The sequence below is a fragment of the Streptomyces cavernicola genome (assembly GCF_029968035.1).
In the GTDB taxonomy this organism is placed as follows: domain Bacteria; phylum Actinomycetota; class Actinomycetes; order Streptomycetales; family Streptomycetaceae; genus Streptomyces; species Streptomyces cavernicola.
Genome location: NZ_JASCIQ010000022.1, coordinates 41,676 through 63,310, shown reverse-complemented (window position 1 = coordinate 63,310; position 21,635 = coordinate 41,676). Strand labels below are relative to the sequence as shown.

Genomic DNA, 21,635 nt, shown 5'->3' with positions numbered 1-21,635 from the left:
ACACTCATTTTCATCAAAGATGGAAACGGTTGTCAACAAAGGTCAGGCTGGTGCATAGCAGGTACAGAGAGGGACCGATTTGGTCAGAGGCCGGGCCACGCCGGTAACCTGAATCAATTCGCCCACCCGTCACCCGGCCGCCGCCCCTCATCGAGGCGCTGCGCGCCGCCCCACCTGTCCGTCCGTACTGAAGAGAGCACCGTGGCCGCCGACAAGATCGACACCATCGTCAGCCTGAGCAAGCGCCGTGGCTTCGTCTACCCCTGTAGTGAGATCTACGGTGGCCAGCGTGCCGCCTGGGACTACGGGCCGCTGGGCGTCGAGCTCAAGGAGAACCTCAAGCGTCAGTGGTGGCGCTACATGGTCACGTCCCGCGAGGACGTCGTCGGTATCGACTCGTCCGTGATCCTGGCGTCCGAGGTCTGGCAGGCCTCCGGCCACGTCGCCACGTTCACCGACCCGCTCACCGAGTGCACCTCCTGCCACAAGCGCTTCCGCGCGGACCACCTGGAGGAGGCGTTCGAGGCCAAGCACGGCCGCCTGCCCGAGTCGCTCGCCGAGGTCAACTGCCCGAACTGCGGCAACAAGGGCCAGTTCACCGAGCCCAAGCAGTTCTCCGGCCTGCTCTCCACGCACCTCGGCCCGACCCAGGACTCCGGCTCGGTCGCGTACCTGCGCCCCGAGACCGCCCAGGGTATCTTCACCAACTTCGCCCAGGTCCAGCAGACCTCGCGCCGCAAGCCGCCGTTCGGCATCGCGCAGATGGGCAAGTCCTTCCGGAACGAGATCACTCCGGGCAACTTCATCTTCCGCACCCGTGAGTTCGAGCAGATGGAGATGGAGTTCTTCGTCAAGCCGGGTGAGGACGAGAAGTGGCAGGAGTACTGGATGGAGCAGCGCTGGAACTGGTACACGGGCCTGGGTCTCCGCGAGGAGAACATGCGCTGGTACGAGCACCCGGCGGAGAAGCTCTCCCACTACTCCAAGCGCACCGCTGACATCGAGTACCGCTTCTCCTTCGGCGGCTCCGAGTGGGGCGAGCTGGAAGGCGTCGCCAACCGCACGGACTACGACCTGTCGGCGCACGCCGAGGCCTCCGGCAAGGACCTCTCGTACTTCGACCAGGAGGCCGGCGAGCGCTGGACTCCGTACGTCATCGAGCCCGCGGCCGGCGTCGGCCGCGCCATGCTGGCCTTCATGCTCGACGCGTACGCCGAGGACGAGGCGCCCAACGCCAAGGGCAAGCTGGAGAAGCGCGTCGTGATGCGCCTCGACCCGCGCCTGTCGCCGGTCAAGGTCGCCGTGCTGCCGCTGTCCCGCAACCCGGAGCTGTCGCCGAAGGCCAAGGGCCTGGCGTCCGCGCTGCGGCAGAACTGGAACATCGACTTCGACGACGCCGGCGCGATCGGCAAGCGCTACCGCCGCCAGGACGAGATCGGCACGCCGTTCTGCGTCACCGTCGACTTCGACACCCTCGACGACAACGCGGTGACGGTGCGCGAGCGCGACACCATGAAGCAGGAGCGCGTCTCCCTCGACCAGATCGAGGGCTACCTCGCGGCCCGCCTCATCGGCTGCTGAGCGCGGCTCACATCTGACCGAAGGCGCCGGCCCCGTACGTACGCGTACGGGGCCGGCGCCTTCGGCGTTCTTCCCGGCCGTCGTTCGTCCGCCGCGCCGTCGTGGCTGGTCGCGCAGTTCACCGCGCCCCCAAAGGGGCTGGAAATCCAGCCCCTCCGGCGTTTGAGGAGCGGGGGTCCGGGGGCTGGCCCCCGAAGCCGTCCGCAGGACTTTCGGGAAGGGGCGGGTAGGGGAAAAGATCAGGCGCGACCTAGCCCTGCCGAAGCCCGCGCAGCAACAGCACGGCGACCTCGGCGAACTGCTCCTCGACGCCGTCGGCACCCCACTCACCCGCGTGCCGCGGATCGTGGAACGGGGCCGTCGCGACGAACACCGCGCGTGCGGTCACCGCCGGATCCCCCGTCACGAACTCGCCCGCCCGCGCGCCCTGTTCAACGATCGAGGTGAGCTGTCCGACCAGCTCCTCGACGTGCCGGTCGACCAGACCACCCAGCTCGCCGGCCGGCGCCGCGTACTCCGCGAACCGCTCCGGCTCCGCACCCGCCTCCCGGCGCTGCGCCGCGAACAGCTCCGACAGCCAGCGCCGCAGCTTCGCCGAGGCGTCCCCCGGACCCTCGGCCGTCTGCGCCAGCCGCTCCGCGGTCCGGTCGAGCCGGCGCTGCACTTCCTCGGTGGCTGCCATGGGGCGACGGTACCCGCCGCGGCCTCGGCGCACGGAAAACCAGGTGCGCACCGGACCGGGCCCCGGCTACCTTCGCGGCATGTACTTCCAGCTTCCGCTCTACGAGTGAGCGCGCGCGGGCCCCGATCCCGCCACCCAGGACACCTGACCTTCACCGTGAACGGGAGTACGCATGGCCAAGAGCCGTAACAACCTGCTCGGCGTCGGCGGGCAGCGCAAGAAGCTGTCCCGCGGCGACGCCCAGGGCGCAGCGACCGACAGCGCCGCCGACCGCAGGACCGCCGCCGAGCGGAAGCAGGACTTGCTGGCCAAGATGCGCGAGCGCGCCCAGAGCAAGCCGGACAGCAAGCAGCAGAAGAAGTAGCAGTCCCGACGTGCGTCGAGGCCCGCGATTCCCCCGGAGTCGCGGGCCTCCACGTATCAACACCCCTGCTGCAGTTGTCAGTTCACCTCAGCGCGTGGCGGGTTCCGGCTGCTGCGCGTGCTCAAGGCGGCGCGCGGTGCGTACGACCGTACGGCGCGCCCAGCGCCCGCTGGTGAGTGCCCCCACCGCGAGTACGCAGAGACCGCAGCCGGCGATGATCCACCAGGCGGGCCGGCTCGCCGCCACGAATCCGTCCGTGCCGGGCCCGGTGAGCCCCGACGCGAGGACCGCGCCGATCACCGCGACGCCGAGCGTGCCGCCGATCTGCCGGCTGGTGGAGGCGACGGCGGCCGCGACCCCGGCCTGCTCGCGCGGCATCCCGGCGACCGCGGTGTTGGTGATGGGCGCGTTGACGAAGCCGAAGCCCAGCCCGAAGAGGACATAGCCGAGGGTGAGCGTGCCGGTGCCGGCCTCCGCGTCGAAGGCCGCGAAGAGCACGCCGCTCGCGCTCATCGCCACTCCGGCGACGAGCAGCGAGAGCCGTGGTCCGCGGCTGCCGACGAGCCGCCCGGACAGCGGCGCGCACAGGAACGTCAGGGCCGCCATGGGCAGCATCCACAGGCCCGCGTGCAGCGCGTCGAGCCCGCGTACGTCCTGCAGATAGAGCGTCGAGAGGAACAGGAAGCCGGAGAGCGCGGCGAAGGCGCAGACCGCGATCACCGTGGCGCCGCTGAACGGCGCGCTGTGGAAGAACCGCAGGTCGATGAGGGGTTCGGCGCGCCTGGGCTCGTACAGGAGCAGTCCGATCAGGGCGGCCGCGGCGAGCCCGGCGAGCAGCAGGGTGCGCGGCGAGGTCAGGCCGACGGCGGGCGCCTCGATGATCGCGTACGTGAGCGAGCCGAGCAGCGTCATGACGAGGAGCTGGCCGACGGGGTCGGGGCGGCGGGGCTTCGGGGCGCGGGACTCGGGGACGTACCGGATGGTCAGGAGGAGGGCCGCGAGGCCGACCGGCAGGTTGATCCAGAAGATCGAGCGCCAGCCGACCGAGTCCACGAGGAGGCCGCCGACCAGCGGTCCCGCGGCCATGGATATGCCGACGACGGCGCCCCAGACGCCGATCGCGCGGGCCCGCTCGCGGGGCTCGGTGAAGGTGTTGGTGATGATCGACATCGCCACCGGGTTGAGCATCGAACCGCCCATGGCCTGCACCGCGCGGAAGGCGATCAGCGACTCCAGGTTCGGCGCGAGCGAGCACAGCACCGAGCCGAGCGTGAAGAGGACGAGCCCGGCCTTGAAGACCCTGCGGCGCCCGATCCGGTCGGCGGTGGAGCCCGCGAGCATCAGGAGCGAGGCGAGGACCAGCGTGTACGCGTCGATGGTCCACTGCATGCCCGCGACGTCCGCGTGCAGGTCCTCGCGCACGGCGGGCAGGGCGACGTTCAGGACGGTGTTGTCGATGCTGACGATCAGCAGGCTCATGCAGCAGATCGCGAGGATCAGCAGCCGTCGGCGGTGGGTCGGCTCGGGCATGAATTCCATGGTACGTCCACTAGTACGGCTAACTAACGAGTATCCACAGGCGGACCTGGCCGCGGTGGCGGTACGCGACAATGGGAGGCATGACCACGCTCGCCCAGGGCTCCGCGCCGCAGCCCGCCACCGCCCTCGCCGTCGGACCGCACAAAGTGCAGCCGCCGGTGGTGCTCGCCCCCATGGCGGGTATCACGAACGCCCCGTTCCGCACGTTGTGCCGTGAGTTCAGCGGCGGCAAGGGCCTGTTCGTGAGCGAGATGATCACGACGCGCGCGCTGGTCGAGCGCAACGAGAAGACGATGCAGCTGATCCACTTCGACGAGACGGAGAAGCCCCGCTCGATCCAGCTGTACGGCGTCGACCCGGCCACCGTCGGCAAGGCCGTCCGCATGATCGCGGAGGAGGACCTGGCCGACCACATCGACCTCAACTTCGGCTGCCCCGTGCCGAAGGTGACGCGCAAGGGCGGCGGCTCGGCCCTGCCGTACAAGCGGCCGCTGCTGCGCGCGATCCTGCGCGAGGCCGTGACCGGCGCCGGGGACCTCCCGGTCACGATGAAGATGCGCAAGGGCATCGACGACGACCACATCACGTTCCTCGACGCCGGCCGGATAGCCGTCGAGGAGGGCGTCACGGCCATCGCCCTGCACGGCAGAACGGCCGCCCAGCACTACGGCGGCACGGCCGACTGGGACGCCATCGCCCGCCTCAAGGAGCACGTCCCGGAGATCCCGGTCCTCGGCAACGGCGACATCTGGTCGGCGGACGACGCCCTGCGCATGGTCCGCGAGACGGGGTGCGACGGCGTGGTGGTGGGCCGTGGCTGCCTGGGCCGGCCGTGGCTCTTCGCCGACCTGGTCGCGGCTTTCGAGGGGCGATCGGAGCGGATGCAGCCCACGCTTCGGGTCGTCGCGGACGCGATGGTGCGGCACGCCACCTTGCTCGGGGAGTGGTACGGAAATGAAGGGGCGGCCCGAAGGGGCACCGTTGAGGGTGGTGGCGGGAGACGGGAGGGCGAGTCGCGCGGCGTCATCGACTTCCGCAAGCACGTCGCCTGGTACCTGAAGGGCTTCGCGGTCGGCTCCGAGATGCGCAAGCGCCTGGCGATCACCTCGTCCCTGGCCGAACTGCGCGCGGGGCTCGACGAGTTGGACCTCGACCAGGACTGGCCCACGGGCGCGGACGGCCCGCGCGGCCGCACCTCCGGCAACAACCGGGTGGTCCTCCCGGACGGCTGGCTCAAGGACCCGTACGACTGCGCGGGCGTCAGCGAGGACGCGGAGCTGGACACCTCCGGGGGCTGAGGCGCCGGGCGCGGGGGTCCCGCTGCCTACGAGCCGGGGCGCGGGCCCTCGATCACCGGAGTCAGCCCGTCGAGCAGCGCCTTGAGGCCGAACTCGAAGAGGGCGTCGAGGCGTAGGTCGTAGCCGTCCGCGAAGGAGCCGACGACCTTCGTGAAGTGCGGGAAGCGGCCGGAGCGCGTGAGCTCGTCGAGGACGTGCGCGCGGCTGTCCATCCACTGGTCGTCCGACTGTCCGGTGGCCGCCTCGGCGTGCGCCTCCAGCTCCAGATGCACGGCAAGCCCGTGCACATGGCTGTAGAGCAGCACATGGACGTCGAACAGGGCGACCGGGTCGAGCCCGTGCCCGTCGAGCGCGCCCAGCATCCACTCCCCGTGGACCAGCAGATTCGGTACGAGGAGCGGGCGGGTGAGGGAGCCGATCTGGGCTAGCCACGGATGCTTCTGGTACAGCCGCCACAGTTTCCGGGCGCCCATCTCGATCCGGGGACGCCAGCCCTCGGGGGCGTCCGCCGGGTAGCTCTCCTCGCCGAACGCGGCGTCGGCCATGTGCAGGACGAGCTCGTCCTTGCTCGGCACGTACCGGTAGATCGACATCGCCGCGACGCCGAGCCGGGCGGCCACGCCGCGCATGGAACAGGCCTGCAGCCCTTCGGCATCGGCGATCTCGACGGCTGCGCGGACGATCCGGTCGAGGCCCAACTCCGGTTCGGGGGAAGGGGGTTGGGCCGGGGTGGGCGCTGCGGCCGGGCGTGCGGGTACGGGTCCGGGGCCGGGTCCGGTTGAGGTTCCGGTGGCGAGTTCGGCTTCGGCTTCGGCTTCGGCTGCGGTTCCGGTTCCGGCTCCGGCTCCGGCGACGACCGTCCCGACCCGGGGCCGTGCCTCGACCAGTCCCTCCAGGCGCAGCGTCGTCAGCACCTTCGTCGCGGTCGCGAGCGCGACGCCCCACTCCGCGGAGATCTGCCGGGTCGAGGGAACCCGGTCACCCGGGGCGAGTTCACCGTCCGCGATACGCCGCCCGATCTCGGCGGCGATCCGCAGATAGGGAGGATCGCCCGCTGACCCCGCTGATCTCCCTGATCCCACTGCACCCGCTCCCCGTGTGGCCTTGGTCACGTCCGTCCACCCCTCTCGCCTGTACTAGTGCAGAGGCTAGCAGCGGCGGTGTCGGAACGGGTGGCTTCTGCCCTAGTACAGCTCCAGGAAAGGGCAGTTGAGGGCGGCGGGAGCGAGTCCTAACTTGAGGTGCGTACGCCGTACACACCCCACCCCAGGAGCCCCCATGCGAACCGTTCTCGTCTCCGGCGGCGGCATCGCCGGACCCGTTCTCGCGCACTGGCTGCGCCACCACGGCTTCGCGCCGACCGTCGTCGAGCGCGCCCCGAGCCCGCGCGCCGGCGGCCAGGCCGTGGACATCCGCGGCGTCGCCCTGCAGGTCGTGGAGCGCATGGGCCTGTCGGAACAGCTCGACCGGGTCCGGACCCGGATGCGCGGCATGTCGCTTCTCGACCCCGAGGGCAAGGAGATCCACCGCTCCACCGAGGTGGCCTTCAGCAGCGGCCGGCTCGACAGCGCCGACATCGAGGTGCTCCGCGACGACCTGGTGCGGATCGTCCACGAGCGCACGCGCGAGGACGTCGAGTACCTCTTCGGCGACAGCGTCGCCGCCCTCCACGAGGACGAGGCCGGGGTGCACGTCGACTTCGTGCACGGCGTGCCGCGCACCTTCGACCTCGTCGTGGCCGCCGACGGCCTGCACTCCACCGTGCGCCGCCTCGCGTTCGGGCCCGAGGAGCAGTTCGTCCGCCACCTCGGCTCCTACGTCTCCGTGTTCAGCGCGGACAACTTCCTCGACCTGGACGACTGGCAGGTGTGGCTGCGGGACGGCGACATCGGCTTCGGCGTGATGTCCGTACGCGACAACAAGGAGCTCAGGGTCGCCTTCGGCTTCGAGTCCGACCCGCTGGCCGCCGAGGAGCGGTCGGGGGAGGCGCTGCGGGAGCGCGTCGCGGACCGGCTCGCCGCGCTGCCCTGGCGGGAGGGCGCGCGCCTGGCCGAGGCGGCCCGCACGGCGCCCGACTTCTACTGCGACGCCATGGCCCAGATCCAGCTGGACCGCTGGTCGCGCGGCCGGGTGGTGCTCCTCGGCGACGCCGGCTACTGCCCGTCCCCGCTCTCGGGGCAGGGCACGAGCCTCGCGCTCGTCGGCGCGCACGAGCTGGCGGCATGCCTCGCGAAGTCGGGCGACGATCACCAAGAGGCGTACGGCTCATATGAGCGGCGGATGCGGCCCTTCGTCGCCCTCAATCAGGCCCTGGCCACCGAGAACAGCGGCGGGCCCGCCTCGCCGGAGTCGGTCGAGTACGCAAGGAATGCGTACGAACTGGACGCCTGAGCTGCGCGAGGATGTCTCTCGGGGCGTCCGGATCGTGGAAAACGAGCCTCGCGTGGGGCGTGATTCTCGCCACCCTTGATAGGCCTGGCGCTCAGATGAGCGGATCTTGCTCGTTTGCACCTCTCCAACGCTGGCACTCAGTGCCATGAGATTTGCATTCAAGAGTTGAACACAAATGAGGGAGAACCCCGCTCATCTGAGCGCCAAATCGGGATCTACGGGGGTAGTGCACTTCGCGCCCTGAACACTAGCTCGCGCGCGACATGACCAGGTCATTACTTTTGATCTGCTGGCGGACGGGTGGTTGCGGCCGCATGACGTCTGAGTGGACGTACCCAGATGCCTTCGATCTGGGTATGTTCCTGGCCGTCAGGGCAGCCGCACCGAGGAGACAGGCCCGTGTCGGATCACGTAGAACGCCAGAAGTTCGTTTACGACTTCACCGAGGGCAACAGGGACCTCAAGGACCTGCTCGGTGGCAAGGGTGCCAACCTGGCCGAGATGACCAACCTCGGTCTGCCGGTGCCCCCCGGGTTCACGATCACCACCGAAGCCTGCAAGGAGTACCTCGCCAACGGTGAGGAGCCCGCCGCGCTTCGGGACGAGGTGACCGCCCACCTCGACGCGCTCGAGAAGCAGATGGGCAAGAAGCTCGGTCAGGGCAACGACCCGCTGCTGGTCTCCGTGCGTTCGGGCGCGAAATTCTCCATGCCCGGAATGATGGACACCGTCCTCAACATCGGGCTCTCCGACAAGTCCGTGCAGGGCCTCGCCAAGCAGGCCGGCGACGACCGCTTCGCGTGGGACTCGTACCGCCGTCTGATCCAGATGTTCGGCAAGACCGTGCTCGGCGTCGAGGGCGACCTCTTCGAGGACGCGCTCGAGGCCGCCAAGGCCGCCAAGAAGGTCACCGTCGACACGGACCTGGAGGCGGCGGACCTCAAGAAGCTCGTCACCAAGTTCAAGAAGATCGTCAAGACAGAGGCCGGCCGGGACTTCCCGCAGGACCCGCGCGAGCAGATGGACCTCGCCATCGAGGCGGTCTTCAACTCGTGGAACACGGACCGCGCGAAGCTGTACCGCCGCCAGGAGCGCATCCCCGGCGACCTCGGCACCGCCGTCAACGTCTGCTCGATGGTCTTCGGCAACCTCGGCCCCGACTCGGGCACCGGTGTCGCCTTCACCCGTGACCCGGCCTCCGGCCACCAGGGTGTGTACGGCGACTACCTGCAGAACGCGCAGGGCGAGGACGTCGTCGCGGGTATCCGCAACACCGTGCCGCTCGCCGAGCTGGAGCAGATCGACAAGAAGTCGTACGACCAGCTCATGGAGATCATGAACACGCTGGAGACCCACTACAAGGATCTCTGCGACATCGAGTTCACCATCGAGCGCGGCCAGCTGTGGATGCTGCAGACCCGTGTCGGCAAGCGCACCGCGGGCGCCGCCTTCCGCATCGCGACGCAGCTCGTCGACCAGGGCCTGATCGACGAGGCCGAGGCGCTGCAGCGCGTCAACGGCGCGCAGCTCGCGCAGCTGATGTTCCCCCGCTTCGACGAGGACGCCAAGGTCGAGAAGATCGGCCGCGGCATCGCCGCCTCGCCGGGTGCCGCGGTCGGCAAGGCCGTCTTCGACTCGTACACGGCCGTCAAGTGGTCGCGCTCCGGCGAGAAGGTCATCCTCATCCGCCGTGAGACCAACCCCGACGACCTCGACGGCATGATCGCCGCCGAGGGCATCCTGACCTCGCGCGGCGGCAAGACCTCGCACGCGGCCGTCGTCGCCCGCGGCATGGGCAAGACCTGTGTCTGCGGCGCCGAGGACCTCGAGGTCGACACCAAGCGCCGCCGGATGACCGTCGGCGAGACCGTCGTCGAAGAGGGCGACGTCGTCTCCATCGACGGCTCCACCGGCAAGGTGTACCTCGGTGAGGTGCCCGTCGTGCCGTCCCCGGTCGTCGAGTACTTCGAGGGCCGGATGCACGCCGGCGCCGACGAGGCCGACGAGCTGGTCGCCGCCGTGCACCGCATCATGTCCTTCGCCGACGGCAAGCGCCGCCTGCGGGTCCGCGCCAACGCCGACAACGCCGAGGACGCGCTGCGCGCCCGCCGCTTCGGCGCCCAGGGCATCGGCCTCTGCCGTACCGAGCACATGTTCCTCGGCGAGCGCCGCGAGATGGTCGAGAAGCTGATCCTCGCCGACACCGAGGAAGAGCGTGAGGCCGCGCTCAAGGACCTGCTTCCGCTGCAGAAGAAGGACTTCGTCGAGCTGTTCGAGGCGATGGACGGACTGCCCGTCACCGTCCGCCTCCTCGACCCGCCGCTGCACGAGTTCCTGCCCGACATCACCGAGCTGTCGGTGCGCGTAGCGCTCGCCGAGTCCCGCAAGGACTCGAACGAGAACGACCTGCGGCTCCTCCAGGCCGTGCACCGTCTGCACGAGCAGAACCCGATGCTGGGTCTGCGCGGTGTCCGCCTCGGTCTCGTCATCCCCGGCCTGTTCACCATGCAGGTACGGGCCATCGCCGAGGCCGCCGCGGAGCGCAAGAACGCCAAGGGCGACCCGCGCGCCGAGATCATGATTCCGCTCGTCGGCACCGTCCAGGAGCTGGAGATCGTCCGCGAGGACGCCGAGAAGGTCATCGCGGAGGTGCAGGAGCAGACCGGCGTCGAGCTGAAGCTGGCGCTCGGCACGATGATCGAGCTGCCGCGTGCGGCGCTCACCGCCGGGCAGATCGCCGAGGCCGCGGAGTTCTTCTCCTTCGGCACGAACGACCTCACGCAGACCGTGTGGGGCTTCTCCCGGGACGACGTGGAGGCCTCGTTCTTCACCGCGTACCTGGAGAAGGGCATCTTCGGTGTCTCGCCGTTCGAGACCATCGACAAGGACGGCGTCGGCTCGCTCGTCCGCAACGCCGTCAAGGCCGGCCGGGAGACCCGCCCCGACCTGAAGCTCGGCGTCTGCGGTGAGCACGGCGGTGACCCGGAGTCGGTGCACTTCTTCCACGAGGTGGGGCTCGACTACGTCTCCTGCTCGCCGTTCCGGATTCCGGTGGCGCGGCTTGAGGCCGGGCGGGCCGCTGCCGAGTCGAAGGGCAGCGACAGCCGCTGAGACCAGGGCCCTTTCCGGGCCCCGCTGAACCCCGGGACCGGGGTCGTGTCACCCGACCCTCAACACCGATCCGACTCCGGTCCCGGTTCGCGAAGAGGAGGGGCGCCCTTGTGCGGGGGCGCCCCTCGTCGCGTTTCCTCCCGGGGCTTCGCCCCGGCCCCGGCCGTCTTTCGGCTGCCGCGCCGTCGTGGCCGGTCGCGCAGTTCCCCGCGCCCCTGAAGACCAGCCCCTCCGGAGCTGACGGGCCGCGAAGTTCAGCCCCGGCCCGCAAAATTCAGCCCCTCCGGCGTTTGAGGAGCGGGGTCCGGGGCGGAGCCCCGTGGCGGGGGACTGGGGGCGCAGCCCCCGTAGCTGTCTGCAGGACTTTCGGGAAGGGGCGGGGAGGGGACAAGCCAGGGTTACGCGCGGAACGGGCCGGTCACCTCGTACGTGATGCCGCCCGAGGACGAGCCCGTCGTGCCGCGCTGGGACGAGAAGTAGAGGCGGGTGCCGTCGGGGGAGAAGGCAGGGCCCGTGATCTCCGAGCCGGTCTGGCCGGTGATGCGGAGGAACGGGGCCACCACGTCGTCCGGCGTGATGATGCAGATCTCCATGTTCCCGCCGTCCTCGGCGATGAACAGGTCCCCGGACGACGATCCCGTGACGTTGTCGACGCCGGTCAGCGGCGCGGCGCCGTTGGTGACGAGGCTGTCGTCGTAGGCGAGTTCGTACGTGCCGGCCGTCAGGTTGAGCTGCCAGACCCGGTTGTCGCCCTTGGTGGTGAACCAGACGTTGTCGCCCGCGTAGTGGCAGCCCTCACCGCCGTTGAAGATCTTCGCGCCCGAGACCTGGTCCCGGGTGTAGGTGGGGGAGCCGTCCGGGTCCGGGACGTTCGCCCAGCCGAAGGAGCCGGACGTGCCGGTGCCGGCGGTGAGGACCTGCAGGGTGCCGGCGGACAGGTCGCCCCAGGTGGTCGGGACGAACCGGTAGAAGCAGCCGTCCGACTCGTCCTCGGTCAGGTAGACGACCTTGCGCACCGGGTCGGCGGCGGCCGCCTCGTGCTTGAACAGGCCCATCGCGTCCCGGCGTACCGCGGGCTTCGCGCCCCACGGGTCGGTCTCGTAGACGTAACCGCGGCTGACCTCCTCGCAGGACAGCCAGGTGTTCCACGGGGTCGCGCCGCCCGCGCAGTTGTTGCGGGTGTTGGACAGGATGCGGTGGGCGCCGGTGATGGCGCCGGAGGAGTCGAACCGGAGGGCGCCCGCGCCGCCCCCGGTGCTCACCTCCGAGTTGGAGACGTAGATCCAGCCCGTGCCGTCGGCGAAGCAGGCGCCGCCGTCGGGAGCGTTGTGCCACGTGTACGAGGTGCCGCTGACGGCCTGGCCCGACCGGGCGACGACTCTGCTGGTGAAACCGCTGGGCAGCTGGAGGCCGTTGGCGTCGGCCGAGCCGAGTGCTCCGTACGGGCCGGGGCCGTTCTGCGCCGGGGCGGCGTAGGCCGCGCCGCGCATGAGGGTGCCGCCGAAGGCGGCGGCCGAGGTGCCGATGACCGCTCCGCGCAGGAAGGTTCGACGTTCCACAGTTCACTCCGGGTGGGTGAAGTCCGCCCCGTGCCGCCGAGGTGCGGCCACAGGGTCGCGCGCTTGTGGAACGTAGGCCTCCACAGCGCCGTCCGAATTGACGGTGCATGGCCGAGAGGGGGCGGGCGCATGACGCTCACTCACTGATCCCCGTGCGCTCCACCCCCGCCACGATCCACCGCTGGAACACCAGGAACGCCACGAGCAGCGGCACGATCGAGACCGCCGCCGCCACGAACAGCTCGTGCAGCCGCACCACTTGGGCGTTCGTGTACGAGGAGAGCGCCACCTGGACCGTCCACGCCCCCTGGTCCTGCCCGATGACGAGCGGCCACAGGAAGGAGTTCCAGGCGCCGATGAACACGATCGTCCCGACCGCCGCGAACACCGGACGCGTGTTGGGCACGACGATGCGCCAGTACGTACGCCAGTACCCGAGCCCGTCCACCCGCGCCGCGTCCTCCAACTCCCGTGGAAAACCGAGGAAGTACTGGCGGAAGACGAAGCAGGCGAAGGCCGAGAAGAGAGTCGGGACGATCAGGCCGCGGAGTGTGGAGACCCAGCCGAGGGTCGACACGAGCACGAAGCTCGGCACGAACGTCACGGCCGCCGGGACCATCAGGGTGCCGAGGATGGCGTAGAAGACCTTGTTCGCGTGCCGGTACGGGATGCGGGCCAGGCCGTACCCGGCGAGCGAGGCAAGGAGCAGGGTGCCGAGGGTCGTCGCGACCGCGATCAGCGCGGAGTTGAGCAGCGAGCGGGAGAACGGCACGCTCGGGTCGGAGAACAGCTCCGTGACGTTGGACCAGCGCAGCTCGGCCGGGAGGAACGACCAGTCGGGGGAGGTGATCTCCTGCTCGGAGGCGAGGCCGTTGCGCACGAGGAGGTAGAAGGGGATCAGGAAGAGCGCCGCCAGGGCGATGAGCAGCGCCAGGCGCAGGGCGCGGCCCACCCGCACCGAGGCGTCGGCCCGCACCCCGTGAGGGTTCCGCACCCCGTGAGGGTTCCCGTGCATCACGCCTCCCTCCTGCCGAGGCCGAACCAGCGGGCCTGGCCGATCGTCACCACCGCGATGATCACGGCGAGGATCACCGCTCCCGCGCTGCCCATGCCGAGGTTCTGCCCCTGGCCGAGGGCCGTGTAGTAGAGGTAGACCAACGGCGGTCTGGCGTACGGCGGGTAGCCGCGGGAGTCGGCGAGCAGGTTGTAGAACTCGTCGAAGGCCTGGAAGGCGTTGATGACGAGGAGCAGCGCGACCGCGACGGACGTGGCGCGCAGCTGCGGGAAGGTGATGTGCCGGAACACCTGCCAGCCCGGCTTGGCCCCGTCCACCGCGGCTGCCTCGTACAACTGCGGGTTGATGCGCTGCAGTCCGGCCAGGAACAGGATCATGAAGAACCCGGCCTGGAGCCAGAGCCGCACGGTGACGATCGCCAGCCAGTACCAGGGCGGGTCCGTGGTGGAGAGCCAGGCGACGGAGTCGGCGTCCACGTAGCCGAGGAGTGTGTTGGCGAGGCCGAAGCGGACGCCGTTGAAGATCGACATCTTCCAGATCAGGGCCGCCACGACGTAACTGCACGCCGCCGGAAGGAAGAAGACCGACCGGAAGAACGCCTGCGCGCGCCGCAGCCGGTTCACCATCAGCGCGAGCGCGAGCGAGAGGCCGAAGGTCGTGGGCACGATGAAGAGGGAGAACACCACGAAGGTGAGCAGGCTGTCGGTGAACGCCCCGTCCGCCAGCATGTCCGCGTAGTTGCCGAAGCCCACGAAGTCCCGCGCGGGGTCGGGCGTGACGGTGTTGTGCGCGTCGAAGAAGCTGAGGTACACGCTCCAGAGCAGCGGGATGTACGTGAACACGCCGAGGCCGAGCGCGAAGGGGCCGACGAACACCCAGAACCAGAGCGCGCGGTGCCGGCGCGCCGGTAACTCCCTTGTGTGCGCGGCTACTTTGGAACGTGCGGTCGCGGCGGTGCGTGCCGTCGCTTCGGTGCGTGCGGTCACTTCGCCACCCGTTCGAGCTCGGCCCGCACCTTCCGCACCACCGACTTCAGCTCCTTGTCCGGGTCGGCGCCGTCCTTGATGATGCGGCTCAGGCCGTCCTGGTACACGGTCTGGTTGCGCGGCGTCCACAGCAGCGGCTGTGCGGGGAAGCCGCTCTCCGTGGCGAAGCGCACCGCGTCGGCCGCCGCGCCCTTCTTCAGCTTCTCGGCCTTCTTCGCTAGGGAGATCCGGGCCGGGATGTGGAAGCCGTACGAGAGCGCGAAGTCCTCCTGGTACGCAGTCTGTTGGACCCAGAGCCACTTCACGTACGCCTTGGCCGCGTCCTTGTCGCGGGCCCTGGCGCTGACCGCCGCGCCGTACGCCCCGACCGGGACGGACGGGCTGCCCGCGCCGTCCTTCGGGAACGGCAGCACGCCGAAGTCGTCGCCTAGCTCCTTCTGCACGGCGGGCAGCGCCCACAGACCCGACCACTGCATGGCGGTCAGGCCCTGCAGGAACGCGGCCGGGTCCGACCAGTCGGAGGGCGCGCCGAGCAGCAGGGACTTGTCGGCGTACAGCTGGTGGATCTTGCCGAGGGTGCGGGCGGCGATCGGGTCGTCGAAGCCGACCTCGCCGTCGTCGGTGACCAGCTCAAGTCCCGCCGCCTGCAGGGGAGTTCCGCCGAGGGCGCCCACGCCGGCGTCGTTGCCGAGGAAGAGGCCCTTGACGTCGCGGGTGGTCAACTTCGCGGCCGCGTCGACCAGTTCGTCGAGGGTGCGAGGCGGGTCCACCTTGGCGTCCGCGAGCAGACTCTTCCGGTAGTAGAGCAGCTGCATGTCGATGACCTGCGGGATGCCGTAGACGCGGCCCTCGTGGGTCTTGGGTGTGAGGACGGCCGGGTTGTAGTCGTCCTTGACGTCCTCGATCAGCTCGGTGAGGTCCAGGACCTGCTTGCCGCGGATCTGGTCCAGGTTGGGCCCGTTGGCCTCGAAGACGTCGGGGCCGGACTCGGTGAGCAGCGCGGCCGCGGTCTGCCGGTCGTAGTCGCCGGGCCGCCACTGCACGGTGACGTCGGCCTTGTCGTACGCCTTCGCGTACCGCCGCACCGCCTGCTCGGTGCCGGGTTCGCCGTACTGGTGGTACCAGTGCGAGAGTGCCGGGCCGCCGCTGCTTCCGCTCCCGCCGCGGCCGGTGTTGGAGCCGCACGCGGAGAGCAGGCCTGCGGCCGCGGTCGCGGTGGAGCCGGTCAGCAGGCGCCGTCGGCTGATCGTCATGTGCGTTCCCCCTGGGTGTCTGGGTCGGACTGGCCCGTGGTGCGTTCGCTCGGCCCAACGATCAACCATGCAGGGCGATTACAACAACGGGATTGCACGCCTGTGTACGAGCCCACGGGCGAGCCGAGGGCTGCGCGCGGGTTCATGCGCGTACACGCATGAGTTCGTGCGCGGGCTCAGGCGAGGGCGGTGACTATCAGGGTGAAGGCGGCGACGATGACGGCGACGCGGCCGTAGTGCCAGCGGTCCCAGCGGGTCATCTGCTGCTTCCAGTCGGCGGGGCGGTTCTCGGGCGTCCATGTCTTGACCCGGTTGTTGATCGGGACGAGCACCAGGACCGACATGAGCACGCTGACGATCAGCAGCGCGCCGGCGGCGAAGAGCAGCCCGGCGCCGTCGCCGTGCCGTACGGCTATGGCCCAGACCGCGACGAGGGCGAGCGACGTGAGGTACCAGAACGGCATCACCGCGCCGCCCATCCTGCCCCCGTGGGCGCGAGCGAGTTGGGCGCTGTCCTCCGGGAGGGCGTTGAGGATCGGGTTGATGAAGAAGGGGACGGCGAACTCCACCCCCACCATCAGGCCGACGATCACGGTGGTGACGATCTCAAGCACGTCGAGCATGACGACTCCCTCGCTTCTAGCGTTGCTAGCCGATGAGGCAACGCTAGCGCTGCTATCGCTCGGTTGTCTAGCGGTGCTAGGGTCGAATCATGTCGGTACAGGAACGCAAGGAGCGCGAACGGGCGGGGCGCGAGCGCCTCATCGTGGAGACGGCCCGCGAACTCGCCGAGCAGCAGGGCTGGGACGCGGTCACCACCCGTCGGCTCGCCGAGCGCATCGAGTACAGCCAGCCCGTCCTCTACAGCCACTTCCGCGGCAAGCGCGAGATCATCGGCGCCGTCGCCCTCGAAGGCGCCACCGCGCTGGCCAGGGCGCTGCGGGCCGCGACCGCCGACGCGGACGGCCCGAGCGCCCGGGTCGCCACGCTCGCCCACGCCTACCTCGACTTCGCCGAGCGCCACCCGGCGGTCTACGACGCCATGTTCCAGCTCGACGGCGGCCTGGCGTTCGCGCACGAGGACACCCCGGAGCCCCTGAAGGACGGTTTCGCCGCACTCCTCGAGACCCTCAGCGAGGTCGCGGGGGAGGGCGTCGACCCGGGGCTGTTCACCGAGGTTTTCTGGGCGGCCCTGCACGGTATGGCGACGCTGACCAGAGCGGGACGGCTGCCGCCGACGGAGGCCGAGCGCAGGCTGGAGCTGCTGGTGAACCGGCTCGCCGTGGTCTGACACCCGGCCCCGGCGACCGCCGGCCGGCAGGCCCCGGCCAGGCGCCCGGCGGCGTCGGCCGGCAGGCGCTGGTCAGGATTCGAGCAGCGTCTTGAGGGCCGCCAGCCGCTCGCGCCAGAACTCCTTGTACGCCGCGACCGCGTCCGCGTCGTCCAGCTTGTGGTGCCCGAGGCCGACGGTCGTCTTCGCCGGGCCCTTGGCCGTCAGGTAGAGGGAGATGCGGCTCGACCCGTCGTCCCAGTCCGCCGTGAGTGACTTGCCCGGCCGGTGCGTGCGGATCGTGAGGTCCGCGTCGGGGAGCCAGCGGTGGCGCACGGACTCGTCGACGAACGCCTCGGTGATCCGCTCGGCGGGCACGTCGATCGTCCTGCTGCCGCTCGTCTCCCAGGCGCCCGTGCTGGACTGGCCGACCTCGCGCAGGCCGCGCTCCTGCTCGTACCCGACGGTGATCGACTGCGCGTGCCAGCCGTTGACGCCGTGCTCCTCGCGCAGGTGCCGGGCGATCTCGGTGTGCCCCCGCTCCCCGGCGCCCCAGTGGTCGAGCACGGCGAACCAGCCGAGCCAGTCCTTCCCGGTGGACTCGGCGAGGGCGGCGGCGGAGAGCTTCTCGGTGATCTTCTTTCCCGTATCGCTCATGGTGCCGACGCTACTCGCGCGCGGGCGGGCCTGCGCGGGACCTAGTGCCCCTGGTCGATCCGGTCCTGTTCCGGGCATCCTGGATGGCATGAACCCCACGAAGCCGGACGTCGCAGGGCGGGCCGATCTCGACCTGCTCCTGCGGCGCTTCTACACCGCCGCGTTCGCGGACCCGCTGATCGGGCCGTTCTTCACGCGGATCGCGGGCATGGACCTGGAGGCCCACCTGCCGCGCATAGCCGACTTCTGGGAGCGGGCCCTGTTCCGCACGGCCGAGTACGGCGGCGACGCCTTTGCCCCGCATGCCGCCCTGCACGCCGTGGAGCCGCTCACCGCCGAGCACTTCGGGCGCTGGGTGCAGCTGTGGCACGCCACGGTGGACGGCTTGCACGCCGGGCCGAACGCGGACCGCGCCAAGGCGCAGGGCGAGCGGATCGCGCTCGCGCTGCTGCGCAGGCTCGCCGGCGAGGACACCTCCGGCGGGCGGCTCGGCTTCGTGCCGCTGGCGGCGGTGGAGCTGCGCTCGGCGGCGTAGGCGTGCCTCACGGTGGCCGGGGTTCGTGCCTCTTGTGCTCCGTGCCGCGCAGCGTGGTCGGGGGTGCCGGCGTTCGATCGACGGGCTGCTTCACCAGGGGTCGTAGGCGGTGACGAGGTACGCGTACCGGGCTGCGGCGAGGAGCAGCAGGAGTGCCGGGGGTGCGAACCAACGTCGGGTCAGCCAGTGCATCGCCACCGGCAGGACCGTGAGCGCGAGGGCCGGGACCGTGATGCCGACGGCGAACAGGGCCCCGACTCCGGCTCCGTCCAAGGCCTCACGGTCGTGCGGGCCGTCGGGAGTCATGCCGTAGGCGAGCGCCAGGCAGGCCGCGGCGGCGAGGTGGAGCAAGGTCAGGACCAGGGCGCTCAGCGCGGACGCGGGGGTCCGTCTCTGCTGCATCGGTCACCTCGGCGGCGGGGGAGTGGAATTAGTGAATCCGCTCTGGGTGCGGGGGATTTGGCGCCCGGCGGCGTTGTCAGTGCTCGGTGTCAGTATGGCCGTATGAGTGAGTTGACGGCCGGAGATCGTGAAGTGCTGGCGGACGCGGGCCAGTTGCTCGATGACGAGCGGGACATGGTGCGATGGGGGATCGACCAGGCGGACGCGCGGGGCGGGTTGCGTGCCCTGCAGGCGGAGACGGGGACGCCCGCCGGGGTCGGCCTTGAGGTCTTCCAGCAGGCGGAGGCGATGTTCGGCGGGGCGGAGGTGCCGCGGGCCGAGTTCGCGGCCTGGCTGCACTTCGCCGCGAAGGTCCTCGGCCACGAGGAGTACGCGGAGCAGCTCGCCGCCGCCGAGCCCGCCATGCCGTGGCGCGCGCTGTGGACCTGGTGGCGGCCGGTCGGCGCGCGCCTGGCGCACCCGAATCTGAGCTATGCCTCGGTGAAGCGGTACGAGCAAGAGGGGCGCCAACTCCTGCACGCGTCGGGCAGGTTCGAGGACACCTGGCTTGACCTGGAGACCGGCAGAAGACGGCCCGCGCCGGATCCGGAGGGCCCGCAGCCCGTGGAGATCCCCCGGGTGCGGGCGGACGAGGACGCGTATCTGCGGACGTACGAGCTGTCCGCCCCGGACAGCTTCGGGTACGCCCACCCGCTGCCCGGCCCGGACGGGCGCGTCCGGTACTTGGTGGACGACCCGCACGGGATCGCTCTGCTCGACACCGACCCCGCGGTGCTCGCCGCCTGGCCGCGCGGCCGCATGGACCACGACTCGGCCGAGGCCGGCTCGCCGGGCTGCGCCTTCGTGTGGGCGCGCTCGCTGCCGGACGTCGACGAGCAGCCGCTGACCACAGAGCGGCTGGTGGACTCCTTCGGGCCGTCCGTGGAGGTGGCGTTGATCCCCGAGGACAAGCTGCCCGCCGCCCTCGAACACCCGGGCAGTCGCGCCCACTTGACCGGCATCGGATTCCCGGTCTCCTGGCAGTGCGGCTTCGCCTCGGTCGACCTGCTGCCGCCCGACGAGATGGCCCCGCCCGCCGAAGACGAGCTGCCGGACGTGGAGATACCGGACGGCGTCGAGCCCGCCGACCTCCTCGCGCTCGCCACGAGCGAGTTCGGCCGGATATACGTCCACCGCCGCGACGGCTCCGTGCACATCGCCGCCTCCGCCGACGACCTGGGCGCACCGCACGACGTCCTCGTCCGCCTCGCCGACGACCTGGACCACTTCGTCCGCTGCCTGGAGGCGGCCTACTTGGAGATGAGCAGGGCCTGGCATCCGTACCCGGACGAGAGCGGCAGCTCCGGCGACATCTGCATCGCGCCCGGTCTGGAATTTCTGGAGCTGCACTCCCCGGAGTTCGAGATATGGCGCTGCCTGCTGGCCGGGGTGACGGAGCTGAACGAGGACGGGTACTGAGCACAGCCCACGAGCGAGCACCTCTGACCTTTTATTGACCAGTCGTTCCAGTAATGGCTAGGGTCACCGCATGGCACGCACCAAGGAGTTCGATCCCGATGCGGCGCTCGACGCCGCCCTGGAGTTGTTCTGGCGGCGAGGGTACGAGGCGACCTCGATGGCCGATCTCGTCGCGCAGCTCGGGATCGGCCGGGCCAGCCTCTATGCGACCTTCGGCAGTAAGCGCGAGCTGTACCTGAAGGCGATGGACCGGTACGCGCAGTCCCGGGACCCCCGGCTGCTCGCCGATTTGTCGCAGCCGGGGCCGGTGCTGCCCGCCGTGCGTGCGCTCGTACGCCGCTTCGCCGCCGAGGCTGCCGACGATCAACTCCGGCTCGCCGGCTGCCTGGTGACCAACACCGCCGCCGAGCTGGCCCCGCACGACCCGGCCGCCGCGCGACGCGTCGAGGTCAGCTGGGACCGGGTCGAGACCCCGCTGCACGCCGCGCTCGTCCGCGCCCAGGCGCAGGGCGAACTGCCGGAGGGGCGTGACCCGTTGGCGCTCGCGCGGATGCTGCTCGTGCTGCTGCAGGGGCTGCGGGTGGTCGGCAAGGCGTCGCAGGATCCGGCGCGGGTGCGGGATGCGGCGGAGCAGGCGTTGCTGTTGTTGGAGTGACGCTTCCCTCCGGGGGTCGGTCGGGCCCCCTTTTTTTGCGCTCATATTGAAACGGTCGGTCAAGAAAGAACGAAACGAGGAGTTCGCATGACCCGCTTCACCGGCAAGTCCGTTCTCGTCACCGGCGGCGGCAGTGGTCTCGGCCGCGCCATCGCGCTCGCCTTCGCCGCCGAGGGCGCGTACGTCGCCGTGGCCGGGCGCGGGGAGGGCCCGCTGAAGGAGACCGTGCAGCTGATCGAGGAGCGCGGCGGCACCGCGTTCGCTGTGACCGCCGACGTGACCAGGGTCGACGAGATCGAGGCCGCCGTGCGCGCCGTCGTCGACCGGTTCGGCTCGCTCGACGTGGCCGTGAACAACGCCGGTGTGCTGCGCGCCGGTTCGCCCCTCGCGGACCTCTCCGAGGAGGACTGGCGCACGCAGCTCGACATCAACGTGACCGGCATGTTCCTCGCCCTGCGCGCCGAGATCGGGCAGATGCGCGGCCAGGGCTCGGGCGGTGCGATCGTCAACGTCGCCTCCAACATCGGCCCGCACCGCCGCATCCCCGGCGCCGCCGCCTACGCCGCGACCAAAGCCGCTGTCTGGGCGCTCACGCACGGCGCGGCCCTGGACCACATCGGCGACGGAGTCCGCATCAACGCCGTCAGCCCCGGCGCCTCGGACGCCCCCATGTCGCTGCTGCCCGGCGAGAGCGAGGCCGAGCGCGCCGAGCGGATGAAGGGCGGGAACCCGCTCGGCCGGGTCGCGTCCGGGGACGAGGTGGCGGCCGCCGTGCTGTATCTGGCCTCCGACGCCGCCGGTTCGGTCGTCGGCACGGACCTCGTCGTGGACGGAGGCGACGCCGCCTGAGTCGGGCGGGGAGGGCGGCGACGTACGCTG

At 70.5% G+C, this 21,635-nt stretch carries 20 protein-coding genes; 10 read left to right on the top strand and 10 right to left on the bottom strand.

Features of this window, described 5'->3' with window-relative positions:
• Positions 1-201: 201 nt before the first annotated feature.
• A complete protein-coding gene (locus QIS96_RS21285) occupies positions 202-1,581 on the top strand; it encodes a glycine--tRNA ligase (RefSeq protein ID WP_282544262.1) in 1,380 nt (459 codons plus the stop codon).
• A gap of 250 nt (positions 1,582-1,831) precedes the next feature.
• Here QIS96_RS21285 and QIS96_RS21280 read toward each other — a convergent pair whose 3' ends face one another.
• Positions 1,832-2,263 carry a TetR/AcrR family transcriptional regulator gene (locus tag QIS96_RS21280; protein ID WP_282544261.1) on the bottom strand — a complete coding sequence of 144 codons (432 nt, stop codon included), beginning with the start codon at positions 2,261-2,263 and terminating at the stop codon, positions 1,832-1,834.
• A 172-nt stretch (positions 2,264-2,435) separates the two neighbouring features.
• Here QIS96_RS21280 and QIS96_RS21275 point away from each other — a divergent pair, with 172 nt between their 5' ends.
• Positions 2,436-2,627 carry a DUF6243 family protein gene (locus QIS96_RS21275; protein ID WP_282544260.1) on the top strand — a complete coding sequence of 64 codons (192 nt, stop codon included), beginning with the start codon at positions 2,436-2,438 and terminating at the stop codon, positions 2,625-2,627.
• Between the two features lie 87 nt (positions 2,628-2,714).
• On the opposite strand, the gene QIS96_RS21270 is transcribed toward QIS96_RS21275, so the two are convergent.
• The gene (locus tag QIS96_RS21270; RefSeq protein ID WP_282544259.1) at positions 2,715-4,157 is read right to left on the bottom strand and encodes an MFS transporter; all 1,443 of its coding nucleotides are present in this window, start codon (positions 4,155-4,157) and stop codon (positions 2,715-2,717) included.
• An 89-nt stretch (positions 4,158-4,246) separates the two neighbouring features.
• On the opposite strand from QIS96_RS21270, the gene dusB reads away from it, so the two are divergent.
• Positions 4,247-5,464, top strand: coding sequence for a tRNA dihydrouridine synthase DusB (gene dusB, locus QIS96_RS21265; RefSeq protein WP_282544258.1), 1,218 nt, complete (start codon positions 4,247-4,249; stop codon positions 5,462-5,464).
• Positions 5,465-5,490: 26 nt separating this feature from the next.
• On the opposite strand, the gene QIS96_RS21260 is transcribed toward dusB, so the two are convergent.
• The gene (locus QIS96_RS21260) at positions 5,491-6,546 is read right to left on the bottom strand and encodes a TetR/AcrR family transcriptional regulator C-terminal domain-containing protein (RefSeq protein WP_282544257.1); all 1,056 of its coding nucleotides are present in this window, start codon (positions 6,544-6,546) and stop codon (positions 5,491-5,493) included.
• A gap of 196 nt (positions 6,547-6,742) precedes the next feature.
• Between QIS96_RS21260 and QIS96_RS21255 the strand changes: the two genes are divergently transcribed.
• A complete protein-coding gene (locus QIS96_RS21255; RefSeq protein WP_282544256.1) occupies positions 6,743-7,855 on the top strand; it encodes an FAD-dependent monooxygenase in 1,113 nt (370 codons plus the stop codon).
• 399 nt (positions 7,856-8,254) lie between these two features.
• Positions 8,255-10,966, top strand: coding sequence for a pyruvate, phosphate dikinase (ppdK, locus tag QIS96_RS21250; RefSeq protein ID WP_282544255.1), 2,712 nt, complete (start codon positions 8,255-8,257; stop codon positions 10,964-10,966).
• A gap of 398 nt (positions 10,967-11,364) precedes the next feature.
• Here ppdK and QIS96_RS21245 read toward each other — a convergent pair whose 3' ends face one another.
• From QIS96_RS21245 to QIS96_RS21225, 5 genes are all read right to left on the bottom strand, one after another.
• Entirely contained in the window at positions 11,365-12,525 is a 1,161-nt protein-coding gene (locus tag QIS96_RS21245; protein ID WP_282544254.1) for an alkaline phosphatase PhoX, read from the bottom strand.
• Between the two features lie 136 nt (positions 12,526-12,661).
• A complete protein-coding gene (locus QIS96_RS21240) occupies positions 12,662-13,540 on the bottom strand; it encodes a carbohydrate ABC transporter permease (protein ID WP_282544253.1) in 879 nt (292 codons plus the stop codon).
• Positions 13,540-14,415 (bottom strand): carbohydrate ABC transporter permease, encoded by an 876-nt coding sequence (locus tag QIS96_RS21235; RefSeq protein ID WP_282544331.1) that lies wholly within the window; start codon positions 14,413-14,415, stop codon positions 13,540-13,542. The genes QIS96_RS21240 and QIS96_RS21235 overlap by 1 nt, the downstream gene beginning before the upstream one ends.
• Before the next feature lie 107 nt (positions 14,416-14,522).
• Positions 14,523-15,779 (bottom strand): ABC transporter substrate-binding protein, encoded by a 1,257-nt coding sequence (locus QIS96_RS21230; RefSeq protein ID WP_282544252.1) that lies wholly within the window; start codon positions 15,777-15,779, stop codon positions 14,523-14,525.
• Between the two features lie 176 nt (positions 15,780-15,955).
• Positions 15,956-16,402, bottom strand: coding sequence for a DUF1772 domain-containing protein (locus QIS96_RS21225; protein ID WP_282544251.1), 447 nt, complete (start codon positions 16,400-16,402; stop codon positions 15,956-15,958).
• Positions 16,403-16,491: 89 nt separating this feature from the next.
• Between QIS96_RS21225 and QIS96_RS21220 the strand changes: the two genes are divergently transcribed.
• Positions 16,492-17,070, top strand: a complete 579-nt coding sequence (locus QIS96_RS21220) for a TetR/AcrR family transcriptional regulator (protein ID WP_282544250.1) — start codon at positions 16,492-16,494, stop codon at positions 17,068-17,070.
• Positions 17,071-17,142: 72 nt separating this feature from the next.
• Here the strand turns inward: QIS96_RS21220 and QIS96_RS21215 are convergent, their stop codons facing one another.
• On the bottom strand, positions 17,143-17,706 hold the full coding sequence (locus QIS96_RS21215) for an SRPBCC family protein (protein ID WP_282544249.1): 564 nt from the start codon (positions 17,704-17,706) through the stop codon (positions 17,143-17,145).
• 88 nt (positions 17,707-17,794) lie between these two features.
• Here QIS96_RS21215 and QIS96_RS21210 point away from each other — a divergent pair, with 88 nt between their 5' ends.
• On the top strand, positions 17,795-18,241 hold the full coding sequence (locus tag QIS96_RS21210; protein WP_282544248.1) for a group III truncated hemoglobin: 447 nt from the start codon (positions 17,795-17,797) through the stop codon (positions 18,239-18,241).
• Positions 18,242-18,331: 90 nt separating this feature from the next.
• On the opposite strand, the gene QIS96_RS21205 is transcribed toward QIS96_RS21210, so the two are convergent.
• A complete protein-coding gene (locus QIS96_RS21205) occupies positions 18,332-18,643 on the bottom strand; it encodes a hypothetical protein (protein WP_282544247.1) in 312 nt (103 codons plus the stop codon).
• 102 nt (positions 18,644-18,745) lie between these two features.
• Here QIS96_RS21205 and QIS96_RS21200 point away from each other — a divergent pair, with 102 nt between their 5' ends.
• From QIS96_RS21200 to QIS96_RS21190, 3 genes are all read left to right on the top strand, one after another.
• Positions 18,746-20,101, top strand: a complete 1,356-nt coding sequence (locus QIS96_RS21200) for a hypothetical protein (RefSeq protein ID WP_282544246.1) — start codon at positions 18,746-18,748, stop codon at positions 20,099-20,101.
• A 70-nt stretch (positions 20,102-20,171) separates the two neighbouring features.
• Positions 20,172-20,756: a TetR/AcrR family transcriptional regulator gene (locus QIS96_RS21195; protein WP_282544245.1), complete on the top strand. Its 585-nt coding sequence runs from the start codon at positions 20,172-20,174 to the stop codon at positions 20,754-20,756.
• A gap of 87 nt (positions 20,757-20,843) precedes the next feature.
• Positions 20,844-21,605 carry an SDR family NAD(P)-dependent oxidoreductase gene (locus tag QIS96_RS21190; protein WP_282544244.1) on the top strand — a complete coding sequence of 254 codons (762 nt, stop codon included), beginning with the start codon at positions 20,844-20,846 and terminating at the stop codon, positions 21,603-21,605.
• The last annotated feature ends 30 nt before the right edge of the window (positions 21,606-21,635 follow it).

What these genes read in the sequence shown, in the direction of transcription:
- QIS96_RS21270 (WP_282544259.1), bottom strand. Translation starts at nt 4,157, where the DNA reads ATGCCCGAGCCGACCCACCGCCGACGGCTGCTGATCCTCGCGATCTGC.
- QIS96_RS21215 (WP_282544249.1), bottom strand. Translation starts at nt 17,706, where the DNA reads ATGAGCGATACGGGAAAGAAGATCACCGAGAAGCTCTCCGCCGCCGCC.
- QIS96_RS21225 (WP_282544251.1), bottom strand. Translation starts at nt 16,402, where the DNA reads ATGCTCGACGTGCTTGAGATCGTCACCACCGTGATCGTCGGCCTGATG.
- QIS96_RS21210 (WP_282544248.1), top strand. Translation starts at nt 17,795, where the DNA reads ATGAACCCCACGAAGCCGGACGTCGCAGGGCGGGCCGATCTCGACCTG.
- QIS96_RS21190 (WP_282544244.1), top strand. Translation starts at nt 20,844, where the DNA reads ATGACCCGCTTCACCGGCAAGTCCGTTCTCGTCACCGGCGGCGGCAGT.
- QIS96_RS21205 (WP_282544247.1), bottom strand. Translation starts at nt 18,643, where the DNA reads ATGCAGCAGAGACGGACCCCCGCGTCCGCGCTGAGCGCCCTGGTCCTG.
- QIS96_RS21220 (WP_282544250.1), top strand. Translation starts at nt 16,492, where the DNA reads ATGTCGGTACAGGAACGCAAGGAGCGCGAACGGGCGGGGCGCGAGCGC.
- QIS96_RS21200 (WP_282544246.1), top strand. Translation starts at nt 18,746, where the DNA reads ATGAGTGAGTTGACGGCCGGAGATCGTGAAGTGCTGGCGGACGCGGGC.
- QIS96_RS21280 (WP_282544261.1), bottom strand. Translation starts at nt 2,263, where the DNA reads ATGGCAGCCACCGAGGAAGTGCAGCGCCGGCTCGACCGGACCGCGGAG.
- QIS96_RS21275 (WP_282544260.1), top strand. Translation starts at nt 2,436, where the DNA reads ATGGCCAAGAGCCGTAACAACCTGCTCGGCGTCGGCGGGCAGCGCAAG.
- QIS96_RS21230 (WP_282544252.1), bottom strand. Translation starts at nt 15,779, where the DNA reads ATGACGATCAGCCGACGGCGCCTGCTGACCGGCTCCACCGCGACCGCG.
- QIS96_RS21240 (WP_282544253.1), bottom strand. Translation starts at nt 13,540, where the DNA reads ATGCACGGGAACCCTCACGGGGTGCGGAACCCTCACGGGGTGCGGGCC.
- QIS96_RS21255 (WP_282544256.1), top strand. Translation starts at nt 6,743, where the DNA reads ATGCGAACCGTTCTCGTCTCCGGCGGCGGCATCGCCGGACCCGTTCTC.
- dusB (WP_282544258.1), top strand. Translation starts at nt 4,247, where the DNA reads ATGACCACGCTCGCCCAGGGCTCCGCGCCGCAGCCCGCCACCGCCCTC.
- QIS96_RS21195 (WP_282544245.1), top strand. Translation starts at nt 20,172, where the DNA reads ATGGCACGCACCAAGGAGTTCGATCCCGATGCGGCGCTCGACGCCGCC.